A 24919-nucleotide genomic window follows, 5' to 3' on the forward strand; every position below is an offset into this window, starting at 1 on the left:
ATACCCACCTACAGCAAACTCATCTACTTCAACATACCCCTTCAAAGGATGCTGTAAACTACTTTGCATAGAATATTGTACTTTACGTCTGAAATTTAAACAGCTTTGATAACTCAAGGACAGTTTCTCACTTAAAGTTAAAGTGGACATGCCTTTCTTATCACAACTAACTTTAAATATGAATTCAAAAGCAGTTAGAATTGAAAATTTCAGCTTATGAAATAGGGTATGAGCTGTAACAGACTCATCATATTTACACTTTTGACAACGTCTAGAATGCAACTTTTTACCTTTCATATATTTTGTATGTTCACATTTCCTACATTTGTAATGATCACTCCACTTTAGTGTCGATAAATATTCAAGACAATCTTCTTCTTTTTGAAATGTTGAATAAAATGTTCTATCGTCAAAACCTTCAAAATTGATCATAATACATCTGGTTGTTTGGTTACTTTTACACTAATGTAAATCAGTTAACCGTAACAGAAGTACGTTTTACTATTTAGGGCGATCTAAGTTTAGATACCTAAAATTTTAATTAAATAATTTGCCCATCAGTGTTTTAATAGTTTACAAGTTAGTATGTTAATTGAATGGGCTTCTTTGTGGATTGGTTAAAAATAGTGCCAATTTCTTATCTTTATGCACTTTTTATAAATTTAGAATGAAGATAAAGAACCATCAAATTACCAAAGAACAGTTTTCCACAAAGTGGCGACAGGACTATAATAACCTATTAGAAGACGAGCATTTTGAGATTTTATTTTCTAACCTTTTATTGGTTTTGGATGCTTCTTTCTCCATGGAGCGTCAACCTTATTTTAAGGACGAAATAATTCCAGATTGGAAAGAAATTACGGAAACTATACACCAATCAATGAGAGATTTAGAAGGGGAAGATCTAGCTCAAACTGAAAGCTTCGTGAGATTAATAGAGGCATTGCCTGACCGGTATTTATTACTTCTTTTGGGACAGCGACTTACTTCTGCTAGCATTACAGACCGAAGTGGGATTCCACCATTAAAGAGCACCTTAATTGAAAGTGCTTTTGCTCCTTTCAATACACAAATCAGTGTGGCGACAAGAGCGTGGGAAAAACATGCAGGAAGGCATTCCGATAATTTTTGGGGTGAAGTGAAAGGTTCGCCTTCTGACAAAGAAGAATATGTGAGAAATTTAATTCATCAAATGCTGAATCAGAAAACGTGGTGGAATGTGTTTTTTCATTATAAACATGAATTGGTGTATGAAGCTAGAGTGGCTTCAGGGCATGGAATTCGATGGGCACATGGTGGAACGCAATTGATTGGTTTTTTAGAGCCTTTTATTAATGAGTAAAATTATTACTCGTTTTCAAAATAAAAAGCCCCCCTTACAAATCGAAATCCGTAAGAGGGGTGTGTATATGACGATCAGAAAAGAGCTAGTTGTGCGCCGCCTTTGTTGCTTCTGTTTGCTGCATGATCATTTCTATGATTTGATCTACAGAGAAGGAAGCCGCTTTTTGTTTAGGAGGATATTTCACTAATGTATTCATGAAAGCTCCCACTTTATCTTGTGCCATGTATAAGTACGGTACGTGATCAAAATACCAATCCCAATACGCATTTGAATCAATATCTGCTCTTTCATATGGATCACGACGTAAGTTGAAGATTTTTGGTAATCTTAGTGGAACGAAAGGCTCTGACCATACGGCCATTTGATGTGCTCTTTGCTCCATAAATACTACTTTCCAATCGTCCATACGGATGGCTGTCAATTGTGCGTCATCATTGAAGTATAAGAATTCATGACGAGGTGATTCTTCTTTACCCGCTAAGTGGTCTACTAAATCATAACCGTCTAAGTGAGCTTTGAACTCTTTACCATTGGCTTTTACGCCACCTTTTAATAAATCTTCTTTGATTGTTTCATTACCCGCATAGTGCAAGATTGTTGGTACCCAGTCTAAGTGAGAAACCATACCGTTTGAAACTTGACCTGCAGGAATATGACCTGGGTATTTCACGAAACAAGGTACACGGTAAGCACCTTCCCAGTTTGTGTTTTTCTCACCACGGAAAGGAGTAACCGCAGCATCTGGCCATGAATTGTAATGAGGACCGTTGTCCGTTGAGTACATTACGAAAGTATTTTCCTCTACACCTAACTCCTCAATGAAATCTAGCATTTGACCAATTACCTGATCATGAGAAACCATTGCGTCAGCATAAATACCTTGGCCATTTGATAAACCTTTTTCGTCTTCATTGATATGCGTTCTGAAGTGCATACGTGTAGTGTTAAACCATACAAAGAAAGGCTTTTCAGCTTCTACCTGAGATTTGATAAACGTTTGAGCAACGCCCATTACTTCGTTGTCAATTGTTTCCATTCTTTTCTTTGTCAATGGACCTGTATCAGAAACACGGCCATCAGCATAAGAGTGGATTACACCTCTTGGTCCAAACTTTTTCTTGAAGGCAGGATCTTGAGGGTAGTCTGGTAATTCTGGCTCTTCTTCCGCATTTAAGTGGTATAAGTTACCAAAAAACTCATCAAAACCGTGGTTCGTTGGAAGGTCAACGTCTCTGTCGCCAAAGTGGTTTTTACCAAATTGACCCGTAGCATAACCTTGTGCTTTCATCAACTCCGCAAGTGTAGGAGTGTCATCTGTAAGCCCTTTTTCCGCACCCGGCAGACCTACTTTAGTCATACCTGTACGAATACCTGATTGTCCTGTGATAAATGATGAACGTCCTGCTGTACATGATTGTTCTGCCATATAATCCGTGAACGCGATACCTTCCTCACCGATTCTATCGATGTTTGGTGTCTTGTAACCCATCATACCTCTGTTCCAGTAAGAAAGGTTATACATCCCTATATCGTCACCCCAAAGGATTAAGAAATTTGGCTTCTTTGGTGCTTTTTTGGCAAAAGCGGTCGATCCCGTTAAACCGAATAATACGGCTAACGCTGTTAGTAATATATTTTTCATATCAATTATTGTTGTAAATGTAATAACACCTTTTTGTCAATAGAGTGGAGTACTTTGTTATTACATTTCAAATGTACGTTGTTTGATATTGAACAAGATTAGTTTTTTAGCGTTTGCTAAGATAACGAAAGTAAAACACTGTTTTATTTAACTTAATTTCATATATGAAGACTAAAAATGTCGGTTTAATTGGATTTTTAGGGAGTTGAAAATAAAGTTTTGAGATTTAAAATAAGTTTGTGTTAAAACAAAAAAATAAAACGACTACTAAAATAGTAGTCGTTTTACACTCAACTGAAAAACTAACATATATATAATCCCACTTAATTTCTAACAATAAATCTCTTTACATCTTTAGTACCTTTTGCTGTTGTTACGCTTAAGAAGTAAACTCCATCCAGTAAGTTTGCAATATTGATATCTTCTAAGTGATGTGTATCTATTTCTTTGACCATCATACCATAAGCATTCAGGATATAAGCAGATGAGATTTCTACTTCATCACTTGAAATAATTTTTGTATGTATCATTCCCTGTGCAGGAATAGGGTAGATGTTTAACTCTTGGATTGTAATTTGATCTGAAATCACCTGAATTGTTTCAGAGTACTCATACGCTCCATCAAAATCCACTTGTCTTAATCTGTACCATCTATAGTTGGCCGTTCTTTCTTGTGAAACATCAAAAGCATATTCAATTGATAAATTTGAGTTTCCATTTCCTTCCACCTGACCTAAAATTTCAAAGTTACGTCCGTCTCTAGAACCTTGCACTTCAAAGTGACTGTTATTAACTTCTGATGCTGTTTCCCAATACAATGAAATCGATCCATCAGTGTTTTTCTCTCCTTCAAAATAAGTCAACTCTACTGGCAAGTCGTGGTTGTTTGAACCTCCCAAAGTGAATGGAGAGAAACTTGAAGCTAAACCTGACATCAATGTACCGGCATCATCACCCACTGTATGTTGCGATTGATTACCTTGATCTTCCCACAAAGAACCATTGTAGTGCATTACTTGCGCATCTAAGATATGAGCATTTTGTAAACCGCTATTTGTGTCATATGTTAGCGTCACTGCAGCACCTGCTGCCCCTGAAATTCTATCAACGTTCCAGTATTCAAACTCACTCACTACATCCACAGTAGAAGAAGGATCGATATTTCTGTTATTCGGGTGAGCCGAGTTAAAGTATTCTACTCTGAAAGTCGTTTTTGTATCAGCCGTAGGAATTCCTAATCCTGCTTCTCTAAGCGTTCCGTTTTTACCTACAGGAAACATTAAGAAGAAGTCATTTCCAGAAATACTGAAAGCGGCTTTTAATGTTGCATTATAATCGATCTCTTTTGCAAGAGGTCCTTCGATATAAGAATTACTTGATCCTCCAGAAGCATGACCTGACCATGAATACACTGCGTTGGCAACATATGAGAACTCATCAAGCGTTAGTACATTGGTTTCTGAAGTAATTAGCTTCCCATTTAAAAGGGTTAAAGCAGCAAAGTTGTAAGATGAGTTCACAACGTCAATTTTGTATCCCAATGTTACCCCCACAGTAGAGGTTGTATTCATGGTAACAGATCTTACTCTGTTGTTGGTAGGTGCTAACGTTACAGTTCCCGAAGCTGTACCTGCAAACGATAGGTCTACCGAAGGATTGGTATTTGTAGTTAAATCGGCAAAGATAGTCACGTCACTATTAATGGTATTAGCGATAACTAAGTCGTTTCCTTCAGTATATATATTTACATCAGACGATGATAAATCAGTTGTAATGGCTGTATTGCCATTTAAAACCACTGAATTAATGTTGGATGGAATTGCATCTAAAGTACCTTGAGCAACTGTTTTAGGATTATTACCTGGTAAACTGTTGATTTGTGACAGAGTGATGAGGTTATTGGAAGCACCACCCGTATTAATAGTTACATTATCTTCTACAGAAATACTTCCTGACCAATTCAGACCACTATAGCTACTTGAACCAACAGATGGTACAGAAAATTCAGCTCCTTCTTCAAGAACAATATCTTGAACATTAACATATAAACGTCCGCCCGAGTGATTATCTGCATTAAAATTTCCAGTCCCTGACACAATTATAGTCCCAAAATGTGTCGTAGTTCTATAAGCAGTATTATTAATTGTTCCATCTAAAAATAATGTGTCAATCACCACATCCGGGTCAAAAGAATTATTTCCGATATAAACATTTTTTCCTGATTGAATTCTAATATTATATCCTCCTGTCCATGAGGGTAATGAGTTGCCATCCTCGTCAACAAAATCTGATAAATCTCCTTTTGTTCCTATATAAATGAATCCCGAAGCACTTTCTGATATCGAGTAAGTTGTGGCGTTAATATTAATTTTTACTATTAAAATTAGGAGTAACAATAATAAAATCTTTTTCATTTTTTCAGTGAGTATAGGTGTAAATTAGGTTCGGTTTCTCTAACGGTTTAACTTTTATTTAGGATATATTTTAGGGAAAGCATTTGTGTGAGATTTTGTGGCCAATGTGATTATTTTTAGTGGTCTTATTTTTCATTTTATTGTATTATTTGAATCAAAATTGATGTATTTGAATTTAATTATTGTACATATCTAATAATTTCAGTTTTTTGAAGATTTATTTTAGATGTAATGATTTTGTATTTTATTGTAACTAATTGATACAAAATGACTTAAATCCTGCAAAACTTATTATTGTACTTTCTCTTTAGCTTGATTTATTTTTACTTTTTTGAGTAGATGTTGCCTTCTTTAGAAATGTCACTTATTCTTTTGAAGGGCTGAATGTATTGTTTGTGTAATAAATAGAGTTTTTAAAAAAAATGACACAAAAAAAGAAGAGAACTTACTCTCTTCTTTCTTATAAACACTTAGGGGTAGTTATTATTCAACATTCACAAGCTCCGATAAAATAGCTTTCCATTCAGTATGCTTTTTAATGTAGGCGGCCACAAAAGGACAAAGTGGGAAAAGCTTGAACGCTGTATTTTCCTTTACATCTGTCAAAACACTCTTAATTAGTTTTGAACCAATACCTTGCCCGCCTAATGAAGAAGGGACCTCAGTATGTGTCAAATAGATATTACCTCTCGCCAACATATAATCTACATGGGCAATTTCTCCATCGATATTAAATTCATATCGTTTTTTCTCTTTATTATTAATCAGTTGATATTCCATAGGTTTTTAGGTTGATGGTGTTTATTACTTAAGTTACTACTTTTATTCTGATGCCCTCATAAGAAAGTCAAGAATAGCTTTATTAATGATGGTTGCTTGTTCCCATGGAACATAGTGCGTTGCATTGGGGATGATACATAGTTTAGAATTTTTAATGGATGAATGAATTAATTGAGTGTGTTCAATTTTAATAACATCATTTTCACCTGCAATTACCATTACTTCATTAGGTATTGTATTTAATGCTTTAGGGTTGATATTGGGTTGTGTTAGAATTAGTTGTGCCAAACTATCTTTCGGATTGTTTTCCAATCTTAGTTTCACTTTTTCGATCGTTTCTGCTTTGATGGTTTTAGGATTCAAGTTTGCACCAATAACAATCGCTTTGTCTACCAATTCAGGGTATGTCATATTAAAAATTAATGCAGTAATACCTCCATCACTCCATCCTTAAATATTGACCCCGTTTAATTGAAGTTTCATGATAAATTGATACAAGTCTTGAGAAAAAAGTTGATAACTGTAATCCTGATTGTTGATGTTTACACTTTTCCCTTGCCCCCGTGTATCAATTGCAATGACCTTATATTTTTTAGAAAGAGCAGGTATCTGTTTATAGAATTCCGAAATACTACCTTTATTACCATGCAATAAAAAGAAGAGGAGGACCATCACCATAGACTTCATAGTAAATTTACCACCTTCAACTTCAACATGGTTGCCTTTTGATAAATCTTTACCAAAAGTAGACTTTTCAGTTTCTTCATAATACTGATGTTTTTTCAAATATTCTTGGGTCCAATCATCTTTTATGAATTCATCTTCTTCTGGCGGCTCATTCTCTATTTTTTCTTTAAGTTGACCTTCCTTACTGTAACTTATTTTTATATTTGAAAGGAAAACTCCTTTTTTATGTTCCCACTTCGCCTGACTTTGTTTACGATAAAATAGCTTGTTATTTCCACTGCCTACCGCTGATACACCAAAAACAAAAACATTGTCATCCAGCTTTTTAAAATCAACAAGTTGCAAAACAATAGCAATTTCATCTAATCCATTATACTGAAGGTTATACTTTTGAAGATCAACATTTTGCCACCCTACACTATCTGTTTTATAAATGAGGTTAAGCTGATTAATAATTTTATCAGGTATATTATTCTTCACACTGTAAATATTAAGCTTTAAAGTAACCTCCTCATATTTAGAACTTGTAATGATATGAAAGTTATAGGCCTCTAAAAAAGTAGTATTATAAATTTTAAAAATGTTTCCATATTCAATTGCAGGCTCATTTTCATCAATCATATGAGAGAAAGAAAGCATAGGTCTTTTCTTTTTACCAATGATTTTACTTTTAAATTGATCATCTCTAACTTCTATTTCTTTAAGTTGGGTAATAACCTCATGAAGATTCAAAGTGATATTTTTATTGGCAATCTTTTTTATGTTTACCGCCTCAGGTTCATATCCTACAGCTGAAAATATAATAAGACTATCTTCAAAGGTTTGTGGTACTTCAAGATAGAAACTGTCATCAAGTTTTGAGACCGTACCATAAGGAGAGTTTGGGATTCCAATATTACAATATGCTAAAGTATCATTATTGCTCAATATTTGCCCTGAAAGGATAATTTGAGCGGATACTTTTACATTGAATAATAACAGAAACAATAAGTGGAGATAAGTTATTGATGGCATAGATTGTTATATTTTAGTTTAAAAGGCTATAATTCTAATCGAATTTGATTCACCCAAAACTGTCTTCTATTCTAAATTTTTTTGTCAAAATAGTTTTGATAAATCGATGATCATAGTTCACTTTCCATCATAATAAAGATGGTCATTTATATAGACCTTTATTTTCATTTGAAGGTCAAATATCTTGAGTGAAATATTATTTTTTAAGATCAATGAAATTCCAAAGGCTTATTTTAAAACTAATAATTACTACTCTCTTAACACTGTGTAATTATTCTTGTTGCTTTTGATAGATTTGATTAAACAATAGTAGAAAACCTAGTTCTTTTTTTCTGTAGTAATGGCTGTTTTGAAGAGAATGGTTAAATTATAATGGGTATGGAATCTTGTATTCTTACTCAAAATTATAACCTAAAACCAATTATTGATTTATACCAATGAAAGTAAATTACTTTTTAAGGGAGTTTCAATCTACATTGTTTTCCCTTCTAGTATTGTTGATTACAGCCCTTTCAACGAATGCCCAGCCTTATTTGATGAATACAAACTCTAGTGGTGGAATTCAAAATGCTGGTGGTATTTCTATTTACAATTTATCATCTCCAGCAGGAACACCTCCAGAATTTTATGATCATGGAGAATCATTTACAGGCCGTCCGGGTGACTTTAGTTCGTTGATTTTAGCGTCTGATGGCTATATCTATGGACATACCGAAGAAGGTGGAGAGCATAATAGTGGTATCTTTTTCAGAATTGATCCTGCAACAAATACTGTAACTCAATTATTCTCTTTTGACTATAATTATCATTATCCAATTTATAATATGGTGGAGCATAACCAGATTCTGTATGGTATAATGAGAAGAAGCAGTAAAGAGGATGTTGGCTTTGCTATTAAACTCAGTGATCCTACCCGTTTAATTCCTCTCATAAATTTCACTGATAGATTCAAGATTAGACGAATGGGAGGTGGATTTTATAAGTTGAATAATAAATTGTATGCTACAATATTTGATGGTGAATCAGGATCAAATATTTCTGTTGGGGGTGTATTAGAATACAATCTAGATACTAATGATGCTAGAATACTATGTAGCAATCCTTATGGATATGAATATGCTTCCGGTGCTCTTTCTCACCGTAATGTACAAGGTAGGGATCGATTGATTGTAGCCAACTCTGCTTCACAATTTGGTGGAGGTGGTTTTTATGAAGTTGATGCTGAAAGTGGTTTTATCCATGAAATTAGTGTAGTAAGGGATATAGATTTTAAAGGCTCCAAATTTTCAGGTGTATTTAGAAACACCTCTGGAGATTTTTATTCAAGGTCTTTTGCTGATGGTGGTGCGGGAGTAGGTACTTTAGTAACTATCTTACCTGATGATAAAAAGGTTACGAAAGAGTTTACCTTTAGTCATGCAAACGGAACAGCTATATCTGGTTTAGTACAAAATGGAAATGATCTAATTGGTATGACACAGCCTGCTACAATATCATTTTCTAGTCCTGATAGAGGTGTTATCTATCAAGTGGATAGACATGGAAAATATAAAGAGCTCTATCATTTTAAAGATCTATCTTACCCTTCAGAATATTTTATTATTACCGATGATAATGGAGGGACCGTTTGGGGAATTGCAGAATTTGGTGGTAGAAGTGAACAGGGTGCTATTTTTAAATATGAAATAGCAACGAATAAAATGGAAGTGATCGCTAATTTTGGATCAGACACAGGTTTTATTCCTGAAACAAGATTAACCCCATTTAAGGATGGAAAATATACATTCTCAAACCGAGATGGAGGCATTCAAAATTATGGTACCTTGGCTACTTTTGATCCATCAACAGGTTCAATCGGTCATTTGTATTCAACGGGTAATAACACCTTAGCAAAACAAGGGTACTCCAATGGTGCATTCTTAGCTTCAAATGGGAAATACTATGCCATTGAAAGAACGGGTGCTACTGCTTATAATATTAAGGTAGACTCATTGTTCTATAGAGATAGATTAGTTGAATTTAATGATGATTTAGATTCTGTGACTGTGCTTACGGGTAGATTGTCAAATAGATTATATGAAGCCAATGAAAAAGCGCCTTATAATATAATTGGAGAAATAATTGAAATTCAAGGTAAGCTAGTATTTACATATACGAATTCAATATATACATATGATTTAACAACTGGTCAGACTACTAAATTATTTGATTTAATAACGAAGAGGAATACTGATAATAGTGATGCAGCTTGGGATTGGGGATATTTATTCTCAACAGCAGTAACCAAAAAGGACGATAACACTTACTATTATGCTACTCAAGGGTCAGGTGAAAGTTTACCAAATACACATGGCGGAACAATCATTAAATTAGATGTATCTACTTCACCATGGACTATCACAAATGAGTATACTATTGATCCTCTCACATCTACTAGTGGTTATCGATCAAGAATTGCAGTCAGAGCTTCAGGAAAAGGTGGTGTAGGTGTGAAAGGCCGTATGATCATTCTTCCAGGTGCAAACGCTGCTCCTGATACTTTAGTAATGGCATCAGAATACAATAGCCCAACAACATTGGGATGTATCTTAGCTTACCCAATGGGAGAAAACGGAAATAGAATTGGTACATCACATATTATTAAAGAATTCCCAGAAACAGGTTTTAATCCGGATTTGAATTCATCTGCTAATGATAGTACAGACGGGTGGTTCCCAATGGCTGACCTGGCTTATTATAATAATAAAATCTATGGTTTTACTAAAGGTGGAAATATAGGGAGTTATACGTCAAATGCAGACCATGGAGCAGAAAGAGGAACGGCCGTTTTTAACGGGACTTTTTGGAGTATTGATAGAGCAAATTCTAATGCATTCGAATTACTGTATACTTTAGAGGAAAGCACAGGTATTAGTCCTCTTTTAACGTCAACAAATATTATTCAATTATCACCAATTACAGGTAATAAGTTAAATGCTGACACTTTAGGCTGTACAATTACTACAAGAACTTTCAAAGTGTATGATTATAATCGAGGTAGCCTTCAGTGGTGGTCTTCTGATTCGAATGTGACATTGGTACCTTCAATGACTAATGCAGATAGTGCTACTTTTGACTTCAGTGGTGTACCTATGAATTTAGAGCAATCAACGACTATTAGTGTCGTTGCTTATAATCCAAATGCAACATCTGCTTATCAATATGGAGATACATTATCATGGAATATTCACCAATACGTTCAACCCACAATTGGAGATATTAAAAGTACAGTCGATTTACATTGCCCAACACAACATGCACGCCTGACTTTATCTTCTTACTCACATGTGGATTCATTTTATTGGGAATTGCCTACAGATATTGTATTGCTAGATGCAAACTCTAATAGAGATAATATTCAAATCGATGTTTCCAATGAGCAATTCGGAGCACATCAAATTATCGCTCATGCATTTAATGGATGTGGAAATGAAGTAACAGATACTTTGTCTTTCACTCTTTTGGATCCAAACAGCAAGCCTGCAATATCAGTGAGTAGTAATTCCATTTGTGTGGGTGATACCTTAACATTTACTGCATCAACTTCTTATATAGGTCAAAAAATAGCGTGGTCAATTCCTCCAACAGCATATATTGTAGATCAAACGAAAGCGGATTCATCTGTGGTAGAAGTGGCATTTGGCGGTACTAGCAGAGGATCATATTCAGTAGTGGCTAGAGGGAAATCAAATTGCGGTTTCAGTCCAGGCGATACGATGATTGTAGATATATCGGAAAAACCAATTGTAAATGCTTTAACAGCTAGTAGAGCATTGACTTGTAGTAATGAAGTTTTAACCATTAGAGCTGATGTTTTATTTGGTACTTCATACAACTGGACAGTGCCATCAGGTACAAATGTAATCAGCGGTCAGGCATCAGACCTTATTACATTAGATTTTGGTACTTATTCAGCAGATACTGCAATGATCCATTTCTCTACTCAAAACAACTGTAATATCACAGTGACCGACTCAATAGCAGTTTATGTGCCTCACGTACCACCTGTTCATGGATTGACTTCATCAAAATCTACTATCTGTGGAAATACCAGTGTATTTACAGCAACCACTGATAATGCCGATGATCCCATTGATTGGACATTACCAACTGGAGCGACTTTGGTCAGTGGATCTGTAAGTGATTCAACAGTGATTGAGGTTGACTTCTCAAATGTAGCTTCTGGAACGTATAATGTAGTGGCTTCATCTGTCAGTCATTGTGATGTAGTACCTTCTGCAAATGTAGATATTACTGTAGTAGAAGTTCCACATATCGATTCTTGTTCAGCCAATAGAGAGTTGACTTGTGGTGATGAAGTGATTTCGTTCATTGTTGAAAGTACAGGAGGAACAAGTTATGTGTGGAGTTTCCCATCTGAAGCTATTGTAATTTCGGGGCAGGGTACAAAACTGTTGACATTAGATATGAGTGATGTTACTTCTGATACAGTAGATGTTTCTGTTGAAGTAACAAATTCATGTAGTTTGGCAGACTCAGCAACATTAACCGTGGCCGTTCCAAGTGAGCCAACAGTCTCAGGAATAGATATTTCATCAGACATCATTCACCCTAATGACACAGTAACAATGATGGCATCAAATGTAATGGGAGCTGAAAGTTATACATGGACTATTCCACAAGATGCAGTGGTGATTGGTGCAAATAATGAACAATCCATTCAATTTACGGTAAGGGAATCTAACTTAGGAGATCATAATGTAGGTGTACAAGCTGTTAATGAATGTGGGGCATCTACCATGACTACAGCAGTGATACGAATAGAGTTTGATCCAACCTCTCTTGAAGGTGAACTAAGTAATTCAATTATTGCCTATCCAAACCCGACTAAGGATAAACTATCACTAACGGGTATGGAGGAGAATATTATCACCATTGTAATTAGAGATATTCAAGGTAGAATTGTGAAAAAATACACAGGAAAGCCAAAAGATATTAAACTTAATAAAATGGGTAATGGTAAGTACTTTGTAGATGTATTCAGTGAAAATCAAAACTACGGCGTTCACTCTATTCTAATCCAAAAATGAGAATAGTATAGAGATCCATTTAGTAATGAAACACCTTTCTATAGGCTATAGGGAGGTGTTTTTTTGTGCATAATAAAATAAGTATTTGAAGGGTAAATGCTTGTGTATTGTGGTCAGCGAGGACGTTGCAATACAACATCCTTACAACACTGTATTTTAGTAGATTATTATATAACATTTCTCCTTTGGTACGTACAATGTTTATGTAGTACTTTCCCGGCCTTGAAGGGAAAAGCGTTAAGAATTTCATGTATTGAGCCGTTAAAAATGATTTTCTTGTTCGAGCTTTAGCGAGTTTAAAATCATTTAGGCGAGAGGAATGGAATTTAGCTTTTGCCTTCACAGCCTAGATTTTTTGCTTCGTTTTTCATCAATGGAAAAATGAAGAAGAAGGAAGCTTGAAAGTAGAACATGAAAAGCTTGTAGAAAATCAATTGAAAGTTGACGGTACTTTAGTTTACAGAGTATTAGTTTGAAAAAAAAAGAGACACCATTACAGTGTCTCCCTCTTAAAAAGATCAGATAGATAGTAGTTACAAAGTTGCTTTATAGACGCCTTCTGTAGGGGCTGAACCACTAGGGTAGACGGCGTAATTAACTTTTATATTATCATTTTCTTCAATATTCACTTCAGACTGAGAATTCAATATGATCCCAATCTTTCTGTCAATATCTTCTTGCGTATTATTTCTTGTATCAAAGTTAGGGAACGATTCACCTACAGAAGAATAATCTGAAGCAGTAAGCGTGTATTCTTTTCCATCAGTAGGTTCAGTTTCATCAGGTTGTCGAGTGAAAGTATAAACAGGGGAGATAGCCCAGTTCGAATTCTCTGCAGACCATTTGAAGGCAGAAGTTTGAGGAGAAGTATCAGATATATTTTCCCATTCAGCTCCATTATAATCAAACTGTGCCACATAATCTTTATACTCAGCCGTCCCCTGATCATTGAATTCTCTTACAGTATATTGGATTATTCTTGTATCACCAGCATTAGCATAAGGGTCACCGTGTTGTTTCAGCCAAGTGGGAATTCTATGAAGGGCATTACTCTTACTGGTGAAAAAGTTGGGATTTGTCGCTTGCTCCATTAATTCATAATCAGAGGTCTGCAAGACATAAATCTGATGCCATATTGGACTGCCAAAAGAGATATATTCAATAAGCGTATCATTGTGGGTAGTTCTACCATCATAATAATTAGCGGTAAGCGCTACAACATCTGTTTTTACAGCTGTTTTACCCGATGTCAGAGTGAAGATAGAATCACATACTATAATGGATTGGGTGAGGTTAAGATTACCATATTGGCCAAATCGATCATAATCAGCCTGATTTGCTTTATACTGCACAGTAGTTCCTTTATAAAGTGGGTTATAATAATCATAAGTGGCATTGAGTACATCTCCAGCTACCCCAAGGAATTTTTGATCTAAAATTTGAGCCACCCCACAGGTGTCATTATCAGGAGGAACATCTTGACTGAAACTTTTAAAACGTTGTACTGCTTCACTGCATGACAAATCATAATCGTCTTCTGTTAAGGTATAGTCAAAATTCTCAGAGGGTCGCCCGTCTGTGATTTGATCATTAATATCCTTCAAAGGGTCACAGGCACTAGCAGCTATCAAAGCTAAAACTACCCCTATATATTTATAAATCTGTTTCATAATTTCTGGTATAAATGACTAGAAGTTTAATTTGATACTTGTGGTCCAGGTAGTACCTGCTCCATAAAATACTAAGGCTGTATCCCAGTTGTGAGAAGCACCATCAAATGCATCAGAGACATAGTTGACGTTGAATACATTATTTACTTTCGCGTAAAAAGTAGCATCAAGGCTTCCTATTCCAAACTTATAGCTAGCATTTAAGTCGAATAGATTGTAGGTAGGCACCATCCATGAGTCTTGACTATTTTCAGGTGAATTAATTTGGGTAACATTGAAATCGGCAAAAAGACGGTCATATAAGTTCCAGTCTGCACCCACTTTCAACCCTGCAATCACATTATAATTCAATCCCAAAGCGGCCGTTGTCTGAGCGGCATCACCAACATGAATCCCTTTGGCATAAACATTTACAATACCCACCACTTGTTGCGTATCATCCAGAACAGGAACACCAAGCACATCTTTATCCCATTTCCAATCTCCTACGGAAAGCATACCTGTTATGCTTAATTTATCTGTTGGTCTAACAATAAAGTCAAGTTCTACGCCCATATGTACCGCATCAATACCAGGAATATTGGCAGAGTAAGAAACACCTCCAACAGGAATAGATGCTCTATAATATTTATCTTTCCATGTGGTGTGGTAAAAGTTGATATTACCAGATACAATTTTTCCTCTATAACCGTATCCTACTTCAAAACTTAATGCTTTTTCATTTACTACACCTTCGTTTACATCATTCGTAAAAGTAGGGAAGACGCTATTGAAGAAAGGTTGTCTTGAGAAATAACCTGCATTAAAAAATACATTATGAACATCAGTTAGATTGTAATTCGCTCCTCCTTTGATATTAAATCCAAAAAAGTTTTGCCAGTCTGTTTTCTGGTTTTCAGGTCTTTTCTGGAAAAAATCGACTCTTCTGAAAGACTGATTGGAGATAGACCCCGAAAGGAATGCAGAGAGCTTGTCTTTAGAATATTCAGCTTGTGCATTGATACTTTGCCACCATACATTTCCATCATTATTATACTGGATTTTATCACCAACTTTCACAGCTCTTGGAACAGCTCCCACAGCTCCTGATTCGGCACCTCCAACAGCAGGATCAGTATAAAATTGTCCGCCTAAAAGATCTCTTAGTTCACGGTAGTGATTTCCTTCATAATATCTGATATCAAGACCTCCAGTGAAATTAATATACTCTGATAATTGAGTGGTTAAAGTAGAAAGACCTCCGTACCACTTATGGTTATTGACACTATTATATAATACGGTTTCAGAACCCTGACGTCCTCGTGCAATATTTTCATCGACAATTCTATCAAAATCAATCACACCATCTCTTCTCCAAGGGTTACTTAAAGTAGGAGAAAATTTGTCTACTCCGGCACCGCCAGATCCACCGCCATTACCAATTGAAGCATAAATCACAGTGGCTAAATCCATTTTGTCATTAATGTTCCAGTACCAGTTCAATGACATTTGAGGTTTATGATAATAGTTCTCTCTTACATTAGCCACCTGACCATTTCTATAGCCCCAATCACCATTATAAACTATACCTCTTCCAGACTCTTTATAATCAGAGAGGAGCATTTTATTTCGTCTTTGACCATGTACTTGTGGAGCTCCAAATACCGTAAAGGCCAATTGATGGCTGTTATTGATCTTCTTTGAAATATTAGCGAAATAAGAGTAGCCAATAAATTGAGTTCCATCTACAAAGCCTTGTCCAGCGGTGCGTGCTCCAGAAATTGTAATTGCCCAATTATTATCCGTCAAACCAGTAGAAGCCGTAAAGGCCACTTTGTTGTAGCCATTATTTCCAATACCGTAAAAGATATTACCTCCTTTTTGAGCATCCGTAGTTTTCGTCAAGATATTGATAGTACCACCCACAGAAGGGACGGCTACTTTAGAAGCTCCCAATCCCCTTTGCACTTGCATCGACCTGGTAACATCGGCTAAACCAGCCCAATTTGACCAGTAAACAGCACCATTTTCCATATCGTTGACAGGAACACCGTTGATCATTACGGCAATGTTTTCAGAAGAGAATCCTCTTAAATTAATTCTACTGTCACCATATCCACCACCAGCTTTTGTGGCGTAAACCCCCGGAGTTGATTTCAGAATTTCTGGAAACTCTTGAGATCCTAATTTCTCTTCAAGTGCTTCTGGCTTAATAGTAGATACGGCAACCGGAGTCTTCCTGTCTATGGCCACTGAGGCGACGACTTCCACTTCTGCAAGACCAATAGCATCTGAAGCCATCATTAATTCACCAAGGTCTTTTTGAGTCCCGTCTAAGTTGATTTCCTGTTCTATAGGTTGCATTCCTACAAATGAAATAACTAAAGTGACATTGCCAGACTTAATTGATTTTAAGCTAAAATTACCATCAAAATCTGAGGTGGTTCCAATAGTAGTTCCTTTAATAACAATAGATGCTCCTATTACGGGCTGATCTATATCTTTTTCTATCACTGTACCTTTTATTACAGTAGTTACTTCCTGAGCATATAGTGAAACACTAGTGATTATACAAAGGAGTAGCAAAATAGCTTTCTTCATAAGAAATAGTAGGTATAAAAATTTTGTTTTAGTTTTCCTTAAATATACTGCCTCATTTACAGCTAATATTAATTTAACTAATTCTTAGAAGTTCATTATGATTCTATTCTATACTTGCTGAAAAAGTAAAATCATAACCTTAAATTATTACATCAAAGTGCCCAAATATATAGTATAATAACAATGATTACTCTTCAAAAAGAGACTAGAAGTTTAGTTGTGTTGTAAATAAATCAATAGTATAATAAGTACAAATTCAAAATTATCTCATACTAATTCTATTTATTGTTTTGCGATTACTTCCTTCAAAAAACTTTTAATAGAACCACTATTAATACGTTTTTTAGCGTTGTACTCACAAAAAATAAATTAGAATTAACTATGATTTATTTTTGATTTAGTACTTACTTAAAATATTCCTTTAACCTTTTGCCCTAATAATAGGTTTTCTTTAATTTATATGATTACTTGACATTAATAACCAAACGCTACAAAACAAATGTACATTAACAGGAATATAAACTTCAAAGTCTTTCTTCATAAAGCATTTACTCCTATTCTTTTTCTCGCACTTTACGGCGCTTTTATCGTAGTTCTTTATGAGTATTTTCATATGACATGGATAAAACTCCCGTGGTCTATTTTATCGATTGTGGGTACTGCCGTGGCCTTTTATGTGGGTTTTAAGAACAATTCGGCTTATGCAAGAACATGGGAAGCCCGTAAAATTTGGGGAGCGATTATTAACAGCAGCCGTACATGGGGGATATTGGCAAGAGATTATACTTCAAATCTTTTTGTTAAGGGAGAGCCATTGGAAGAGGGAGAACTTTATCAGATTCATAAGGAATTAATACTTAGACATATCGCATGGGCTTACCGCCTCCGTAGACAATTATGGAAACCTCAACCTTGGGAGCATTCTCATAAATTATCGAATGAAGTGAGGAAAAATTTGGGAGATAAATTTGCTTCACTTTCAGAAGAAGATGAATTGAAAATGTTTATTGAAGATAATGAGGTCGATGAATTACTAAAAAGAAAAAATATTTGTACCCAAATTATCAGTAATCAATCTAAAAGGTTATTGGAATTGAGAGAGAAGGGCTTGATTGATGATTTCAGACATGTGGAGCTGCAAAAATTACTACAGGACCTCTACACTCAACAAGGAAAGTGTGAGCGTATAAAGAACTTTCCATTACCCCGTCAGTATGCTAATACTTCTTTTGTATTGACAGTTTTGATTGTATTCTTATTGCCATTTGGAATGGTTTCTCAATTCAGTGCCATGGGAGAGGGGCTTGTATGGTTGACGATACCATTTACAACAATTGTGGGAGGTATTTATTTTATAATGGAATTGGTGGGTGATTTTGCTGAAAATCCATTTGAAGGGTTAGCTTTTGATACACCAATGACGAGTCTTTGTAATACTATTGAGATTGATTTGAAAGAAATGTTGGGGAAAGAAGAATTACCAGAGAAGGTAAAACCTCATGGTCATATTTTAATGTAAGCGAATCCTTTTTAATGAAGAATGAAGAATTATGGTTCTTATTGTGGCTTAATAACCATCCTAAAAACCATTTTGCGAACCATAATTCTACATTCTTAATTATGCTTATCCGCTTAAATAACAGTACGTAATAAGAATATGTTCTAAACCTCTAATTTAGTTTCAGAACTCAAATTAGAAGTTATGAAAATAATAGAATTTACAGAAAAATTTCCTGATGAGCAGTCGTGTATTAATCACTTTAGATTAACTCGTGAAAAAGAAGGTATAACTTGTAAAAAATGCGGTTGTAAGAAGCATTATTGGTTAAAAGCTATCAAACAGTGGCAGTGTTCTTCTTGTAATTTCAGAACGACTCTTCGCAGTGGAACAATAATGCATGGTAGTAAGTTATCAATTCGTAAGTGGTATTTAGCGAATGCTTATATGACAATGACCAAGAAAGGGATCTCAGCTAATGAAGTCAAGCGTCAACTAAATCATTCTCGATATGAGAGCATATGGCGTATGATGCATAAAATAAGAGAAGCAATGGGGAAAAGAGACGGACTTTATGTATTGGAAGATATGGTTGAATTTGATGAAGGTTATTTTACAACTGGAGCTCCAGAATCTACGGATTTAAAGAGAGGTAAAGGTAGCCAAAAACAACAAAATGTAGCTGTTATGGCAGAGTCTGTACCTATAGAAGATATAGATACTGATACTACAAGTCACCAATGTAGATACTTTAAAATGAAGGTATTAGAAAGCCACTTGAAAGATGCAGTTAACGAATGTGTCAAAGAAAATATTCAGGATACATCTGTTGTCTTTTCCGACAAAAGTACATCTTATGTTGATATAGAGGATCTAGTAGAATACCATTTCGCTGAAAAATCTACAAAAGAATATTCAAAAAATAAATTGGGCTGGGTTCATATTGCAATAAGTAATGCAAAACGCACATTTCTTGGTTTATATCATCATATGAAAGCAAAATATCTGCAAAATTACCTTGACGAGTTTTGCTATAAACTTAATAGAAGGTATTTCGGTGATAAGTTATTTGATAGAGCAATTATTGCGATTGGTCATCAGTACTGTTAAACTTGCGGATAAGCATATTCTTAATTCTTCATTAAAAAAGTTCCATAACTTTTTTCCTAATGCTTATATAAAAATAAAGGCGTTTGAAACATAGTGTTCAAACGCCTTCATCCTTTAACGCAAAAGACTAAACTTTGTCTTTCTTTAACGTGATAAGAGCATAAGCAATAGCACCTACTAACGGTGGTACCATAAAGCCCATTGCTGCATATTCCAAATACGCTGTTGCTATCATTGTCGTTGGAGTTAAGAGAATGTAATTCGGTTTTTAATGGCACAATTATAAACAATTGTACGTCTTAATCCAACAAAAGAACTGATTTTAGTCATTCTTTTATTCTGACAATTCTCTCACTTTTTCGATCAGCTCTTTTTGTTCATCAGTAAGCGAAGTTGGAACTTTCACATTATAAGTGATATACAAATCACCGAAGACTTCATCCTGCTTGTATTTAGGGAAACCTTTACCTCTCAGTTTTACCGTTGTACCGTTTTGCGTTCCTTCTTTGACTTTCAATTTCACTTTACTGTCAAACGTGTCTATTGTAATGTCACCTCCCAACAAAGCAGTATATAAATCAATATCCACTGTTTTGAAAAGATCATTTAGTTTACGATCAAAATCAGTGCTGTTCGTGATTTTAAAAGCAATCAGTAAATCACCATTCTGACCGCCATTAATACCTGCTTTACCATGGCCCGGAATCTTAATGACCTGACCATCTGCTATACCTGCAGGAACTGTTACTCTGATATTTTTATTATTTATTTTATAAGTACGCTTTTCAGTTTTGTAAATATCACGGATATCTAAAGTAACATTTACCTTGTAATCACCTCCCTTTTTAGGTCTTTGAGAGAAACCACCACCTCCAAACATAGAGTTGAAGAAATCGGAGAAATCACCACCTCCTTGGGCACCTCCACCGAAGCCACCAAATCCGCCAAATCCTCCGCCACCGAAGCCTTGTGATTCAAACTGATCTGCGTGTTCCCAGTCTTTACCGTACTTATCGTATTTCTTTCTATTTTCTTCATCACCCAACACCTCATTGGCTTCATTAATTTGCTGAAATTTCTTTTTCGCCACCTCGTCATCAGGATTTTTATCTGGGTGATATTGACGAGCTAATTTTCTGTATGCTTTTTTTATTTCTGCTTGAGTTGCGTTTTTGTCTACTCCAAGCACCTCATAATAATCTATATATTCCATTGTTGATTCTTATCTGATTGTTTCTAATTTGACCTATTTAAAAACGGGATTTTTTGATCAAAAAGGTATAAAAACCTCTTTGCCCATTATTGGATCACGAATATAAAATTATAGTTAGCATTAATACTAAAAATCAATAGAGAAAGTTTTTTAATTCTGATAGCTTTTAACCACAATTTTAGTTGTAACAATAATCAGGGTGTTAATTATCCCACATAAATATAGATACGTAAGAAATATATTATGTTTAATAGAATTTACGAAATATTTACAAAATAACACTATATGGTATTGAAAATCAGTGGTTAAAAATGGAATTAAGGCAGGGAGGTTTTTATCCTTTATATAATGCCCCTTGGTAAGTATCTCTTTCTTTCAATCTTTTCTCAATCATCAATTGAATTTGATTGGGTCTGATTCCCCAGTTAGGAGCAATCCTTAAGTTGATAGGAGTATCACTGCTGAAACGTTGTATAGCGATATCAGGACGTAATTGTTCTAAGAAATCCACCATAAAATCAACATATTCATCAGGCTGGAATAATGGAAACTGAGAAGGATCTTCTTTAAATTGTTTGGCCATGATCGTCCCTTTTACAATTTGAAGTTGATGAAATTTCAATGATTCCAAAGGTAGTTTGTTCAAGATTTCAGCTTGGGCCAATGTTTCCTCTCTTGTTTCACCTGGCAACCCAAACAGCATATGACCTGCAACTGAGATACCTCTGTCAGCCACCTTTTGAATAGCTTCCACAGAATCTTCAAAAGAGTGTCCTCTGTTTACTCTGTCCAGCGTTTTATTATAACAAGATTCTATACCGAATTCAATAAAAATCAAATAGTCTTTAGAGAGTTCTTCCAGGTAATCTAATTGTTCGTCTGAAAGACAGTCAGGTCTTGTGCCAATTACCAAACCATCAATTTTAGGATGGTTCAGCGCTTCAGAATAAATCTCTTTAAGGTAGTCTAAAGTACCATAAGTATTAGAATACGCTTGAAAATAGCCTACAAATGCTTTAGCACTATGGTATCTGCCTGGCAAAAATTCCATTCCATGATCAATCTGTTTTGTAATGCTCATCATTCCATCATGAAGATAATTAGGAACGAAGCTGTCATTATTACAAAAAGTACATCCGCCATATCCCAGAGAACCGTCTCTATTGGGACATGTAAATTCAGCATGAATAGAGACTTTTTGAATTCGTCCTCCATATTTACTTTTTAACTGCTGAGAGTAGGGGAAATACCTTCTAGATTGAAAGTTCATGATATAGAAATGGTTATAAAATTATTCTGCCGACAAATTTTTCATACGTTCTCTATGTGCTTTCGCATCACTGATATGCTTGAACATAAAGACACCTAACATAGTTGCAATTACGCTACAAATACCGACTAAGTTATAATTTTCCAGTTTATCTGTGATAGGATTATCAATTATTATCAGACCAGAAGCGAATGAGGCTAAACCTTGAGATAAATTTTGTACCGCTGAACGGATACTCATAAAACCTCCTCTCTGCTTAGGATTTGCAGTTCCAAGAATCAATGCATTGGCAGGAATTGACCTTGCTCCACAAATAAAGAAGAGCGAAGAAAAGACAAGTACTACCGGAATGCTCATTTCAGGAACGTTGGTTAAAACCAATGCAGGAATTATAGTAATGAATGAAATGATCACGAAGACCAAATATTTCCCATAACGGTCTGACCATTTTCCAATTTTTGGAGAGAAATACAAAGTAGCCAATCCTCCACATAAGTAAATCCAAGTAAGTTGCTGGTCTTGAAATCCAATGTTTTTTACCATGTAAGGAGAAAAGAATGGGATTAGCAAAAAGTGTCCGAAGAAAACCAAGAAGAGCGCAAAAAGCCCTTTCAGCTGTCTCGAATTTTTAAGCACATTCAATAATGGTGAGAAAAATGAACCTTGAACAGGTCTGTCTTCCAAGTGCGCTTCCATCTTTTCCAATCTGTGATAACAGACAAACCATAGAATACTTGATAGTACTGCAATGATAATAAATGGTGCATGCCAGTCGATCGTCACCCCCAAATATAAACCTATGGGTACACCCACAGCAGAAGAGACGGCAAAGCCAGTCATCAAAATACCAATGCCGGTGCCTCTTTTTTCCTCTGGAAGCATATCACCCACAATAGTGAATAAAGTGGCATTAATCAATCCTCCAAAAATACCGGTAAACAACCTTGCGAAAAGCAGGAAATTATAAGAATCGGCAATACCGCAAAGTATTGTCCCAAAAGTGAAAAAGGCATATATAAATAAGAACATTTTCTTTCTTTCGAATTTATCGATAAAAAAAATGGACAGTAATCCAGATACTGATGCAGCCAAAGTATAAGATGATACGACGGCACTCCACTGAATAGGAGTCATGTTGAAAGTTTCCTGTAAAGTATGTCCTAGCGGCATCAATACAACGAAGTCCAAGATATTTGTAAAGCTTACTGCGGCGAGTATATATAGCGTTACTTTCTCTTTTTTATTTAATGAGATCATATTATTAATTGATTAGTCTAGTAGTTCGCCTACTGATATTGTCAGTCAAAGTTTTGATGTACACACATTTGTAAAGTTAGAGTTTTAACAAAGCAAAGTAGAATCGCTAAACTTTTATTAAGATAAATTGCTGTTAAAGTGGTATTGTTATGCTGAAAAGGGGTAAATAAAAAAATGGTCAGCTAAATAATTGACTAGCTGACCATTGTGTTTTTATTTTACTTCTACACCGTTGACGGGTGGAGCAGTAACTGATTTATGTTTTTTTCCTTGTAAAAAGGACATTGCTTCTTCTACCATTTTTGGAGAACCTACATAAAACGGTGTCCTCTGATGGAATTCCGTTGGTTTGATATCCAGAATTCGCTGATAGCCGTCAGTGGCCATCGCACCGGACTGCTCTGCCAAGAAGGCGAGTGCATTACACTCATACAGCAGACGAAGTTTTCCGGTTTTGTATTTTGAAGTGGATGGATAGATATAAATCCCGCCTTTCAACAAGTTTCTATGGAAGTCTCCCACAAGTGAACCGATATAACGGCTAGAATACTCTCTGTCTTTGCAAGCTGTGATATACTCTTTCAATCCTTCATCGAAAGTATTATATCCGCCCTCATTGATAGAGTAGATTTCTCCGTCCTCTTTGCATTGCATATTTGGGTGTGAAAGGAAATATTCACCCAGAGAAGGCTCATAAGTGAAACCGTTTACTCCATAGCCAGTACTATACACTAGCATAGTGGATGAACCGTAAAGTACATATCCGGCTGCTACTTGTTCCGTTCCTTGTTGTAGCATATCTTCCTTGGTAGGAGGTCTGCCGATAGGTGAACGTCTGCGGTAAATTGAGAAAATTGTACCGACAAGCACATTGACATCGATGTTTGACGACCCATCAAGTGGATCTATCGTGACAATATACTTTGCATGATGATTTCCAGTGTCAATGATTCCGTCTACTTCTTCAGAAATGATTCCACAAGTTTCACCACCTTTAGACAGTGCTCTTGTAAAACGGATATCAGCAATCATATCTAGTTTCTGTTGCGCCTCTCCCTGAACATTTTCAGCTCCGGCACCTCCTTCTATTCCTGCAAGGCCTGCTCTATTGATTTCTCTATTGATGATTTTAGAAGCCAGTGCAATATCGCGTAAGAGTTGAGATAATTCTCCTGTAGCATAAGGAAATTGTTCTTGCTTTTGAGCGATAAAGCGGTCAAGTGCTGTACCGACAGAAGCAGTAAGTTTATCCATCATAATTTTTGGTGAATAATTTAGTGTGTTTTTCGTTGTTTCATATTGGTAGGATAAAATTAGGTAATAATTTTTGAATAGTTGCAATCGGTTGC

General features: G+C 35.5%; 16 protein-coding genes. 4 read left to right on the top strand and 12 right to left on the bottom strand.

The genetic code is table 11. The features are described from left to right. Positions 1 to 432, bottom strand: a 432-nt coding sequence (locus tag HHU12_RS14800) for a transposase (protein WP_169656040.1), incomplete at its 3' end; no start/stop codon positions are given. Positions 433 to 667: 235 nt separating this feature from the next. Between HHU12_RS14800 and HHU12_RS14805 the strand changes: the two genes are divergently transcribed. Beyond that, entirely contained in the window at positions 668 to 1342 is a 675-nt protein-coding gene (locus HHU12_RS14805; protein ID WP_169657527.1) for a hypothetical protein, read from the top strand. Positions 1343 to 1427: 85 nt separating this feature from the next. Here the strand turns inward: HHU12_RS14805 and HHU12_RS14810 are convergent, their stop codons facing one another. The 5 genes from HHU12_RS14810 to HHU12_RS14830 form a co-directional block, all read right to left on the bottom strand. Continuing rightward, positions 1428 to 2987 carry an arylsulfatase gene (locus tag HHU12_RS14810; RefSeq protein WP_169657528.1) on the bottom strand — a complete coding sequence of 520 codons (1560 nt, stop codon included), beginning with the start codon at positions 2985 to 2987 and terminating at the stop codon, positions 1428 to 1430. A 323-nt stretch (positions 2988 to 3310) separates the two neighbouring features. Further along, a complete protein-coding gene (locus HHU12_RS14815; RefSeq protein ID WP_169657529.1) occupies positions 3311 to 5401 on the bottom strand; it encodes a T9SS type A sorting domain-containing protein in 2091 nt (696 codons plus the stop codon). 483 nt (positions 5402 to 5884) lie between these two features. Next, positions 5885 to 6181, bottom strand: coding sequence for a GNAT family N-acetyltransferase (locus tag HHU12_RS14820; RefSeq protein ID WP_169657530.1), 297 nt, complete (start codon positions 6179 to 6181; stop codon positions 5885 to 5887). A 42-nt stretch (positions 6182 to 6223) separates the two neighbouring features. Continuing rightward, complete coding sequence (locus HHU12_RS14825; RefSeq protein ID WP_169657531.1) at positions 6224 to 6592, bottom strand: alpha/beta fold hydrolase; 369 nt, start codon at positions 6590 to 6592, stop codon at positions 6224 to 6226. Between the two features lie 39 nt (positions 6593 to 6631). After that, a complete protein-coding gene (locus HHU12_RS14830; RefSeq protein WP_169657532.1) occupies positions 6632 to 7882 on the bottom strand; it encodes an alpha/beta fold hydrolase in 1251 nt (416 codons plus the stop codon). Positions 7883 to 8319: 437 nt separating this feature from the next. On the opposite strand from HHU12_RS14830, the gene HHU12_RS14835 reads away from it, so the two are divergent. Beyond that, positions 8320 to 12972, top strand: coding sequence for a choice-of-anchor tandem repeat GloVer-containing protein (locus tag HHU12_RS14835; RefSeq protein WP_169657533.1), 4653 nt, complete (start codon positions 8320 to 8322; stop codon positions 12970 to 12972). A gap of 533 nt (positions 12973 to 13505) precedes the next feature. Here HHU12_RS14835 and HHU12_RS14840 read toward each other — a convergent pair. Both HHU12_RS14840 and HHU12_RS14845 read right to left on the bottom strand, forming a co-directional pair. After that, positions 13506 to 14642 carry a hypothetical protein gene (locus HHU12_RS14840; RefSeq protein WP_169657534.1) on the bottom strand — a complete coding sequence of 379 codons (1137 nt, stop codon included), beginning with the start codon at positions 14640 to 14642 and terminating at the stop codon, positions 13506 to 13508. Positions 14643 to 14660: 18 nt separating this feature from the next. Further along, positions 14661 to 17222: a TonB-dependent receptor gene (locus HHU12_RS14845; RefSeq protein ID WP_169657535.1), complete on the bottom strand. Its 2562-nt coding sequence runs from the start codon at positions 17220 to 17222 to the stop codon at positions 14661 to 14663. A 499-nt stretch (positions 17223 to 17721) separates the two neighbouring features. On the opposite strand from HHU12_RS14845, the gene HHU12_RS14850 reads away from it, so the two are divergent. Further along, a complete protein-coding gene (locus HHU12_RS14850) occupies positions 17722 to 18741 on the top strand; it encodes a bestrophin family protein (protein ID WP_169657536.1) in 1020 nt (339 codons plus the stop codon). 183 nt (positions 18742 to 18924) lie between these two features. After that, the gene (locus HHU12_RS14855) at positions 18925 to 19830 is read left to right on the top strand and encodes an IS1595 family transposase (protein WP_169657537.1); all 906 of its coding nucleotides are present in this window, start codon (positions 18925 to 18927) and stop codon (positions 19828 to 19830) included. 334 nt (positions 19831 to 20164) lie between these two features. On the opposite strand, the gene HHU12_RS14860 is transcribed toward HHU12_RS14855, so the two are convergent. The 4 genes from HHU12_RS14860 to fbp form a co-directional block, all read right to left on the bottom strand. Continuing rightward, complete coding sequence (locus tag HHU12_RS14860; RefSeq protein ID WP_169657538.1) at positions 20165 to 21043, bottom strand: DnaJ C-terminal domain-containing protein; 879 nt, start codon at positions 21041 to 21043, stop codon at positions 20165 to 20167. 334 nt (positions 21044 to 21377) lie between these two features. After that, entirely contained in the window at positions 21378 to 22313 is a 936-nt protein-coding gene (locus HHU12_RS14865; RefSeq protein ID WP_169657539.1) for a TIGR01212 family radical SAM protein, read from the bottom strand. A 21-nt stretch (positions 22314 to 22334) separates the two neighbouring features. Further along, positions 22335 to 23570 (bottom strand): MFS transporter, encoded by a 1236-nt coding sequence (locus HHU12_RS14870; RefSeq protein WP_169657540.1) that lies wholly within the window; start codon positions 23568 to 23570, stop codon positions 22335 to 22337. A 213-nt stretch (positions 23571 to 23783) separates the two neighbouring features. After that, the gene (fbp, locus tag HHU12_RS14875; RefSeq protein ID WP_169657541.1) at positions 23784 to 24827 is read right to left on the bottom strand and encodes a class 1 fructose-bisphosphatase; all 1044 of its coding nucleotides are present in this window, start codon (positions 24825 to 24827) and stop codon (positions 23784 to 23786) included. Positions 24828 to 24919: the final 92 nt, after the last annotated feature.

Source organism: Flammeovirga aprica JL-4, assembly GCF_012844305.1.
In the GTDB taxonomy this organism is placed as follows: domain Bacteria; phylum Bacteroidota; class Bacteroidia; order Cytophagales; family Flammeovirgaceae; genus Flammeovirga; species Flammeovirga aprica.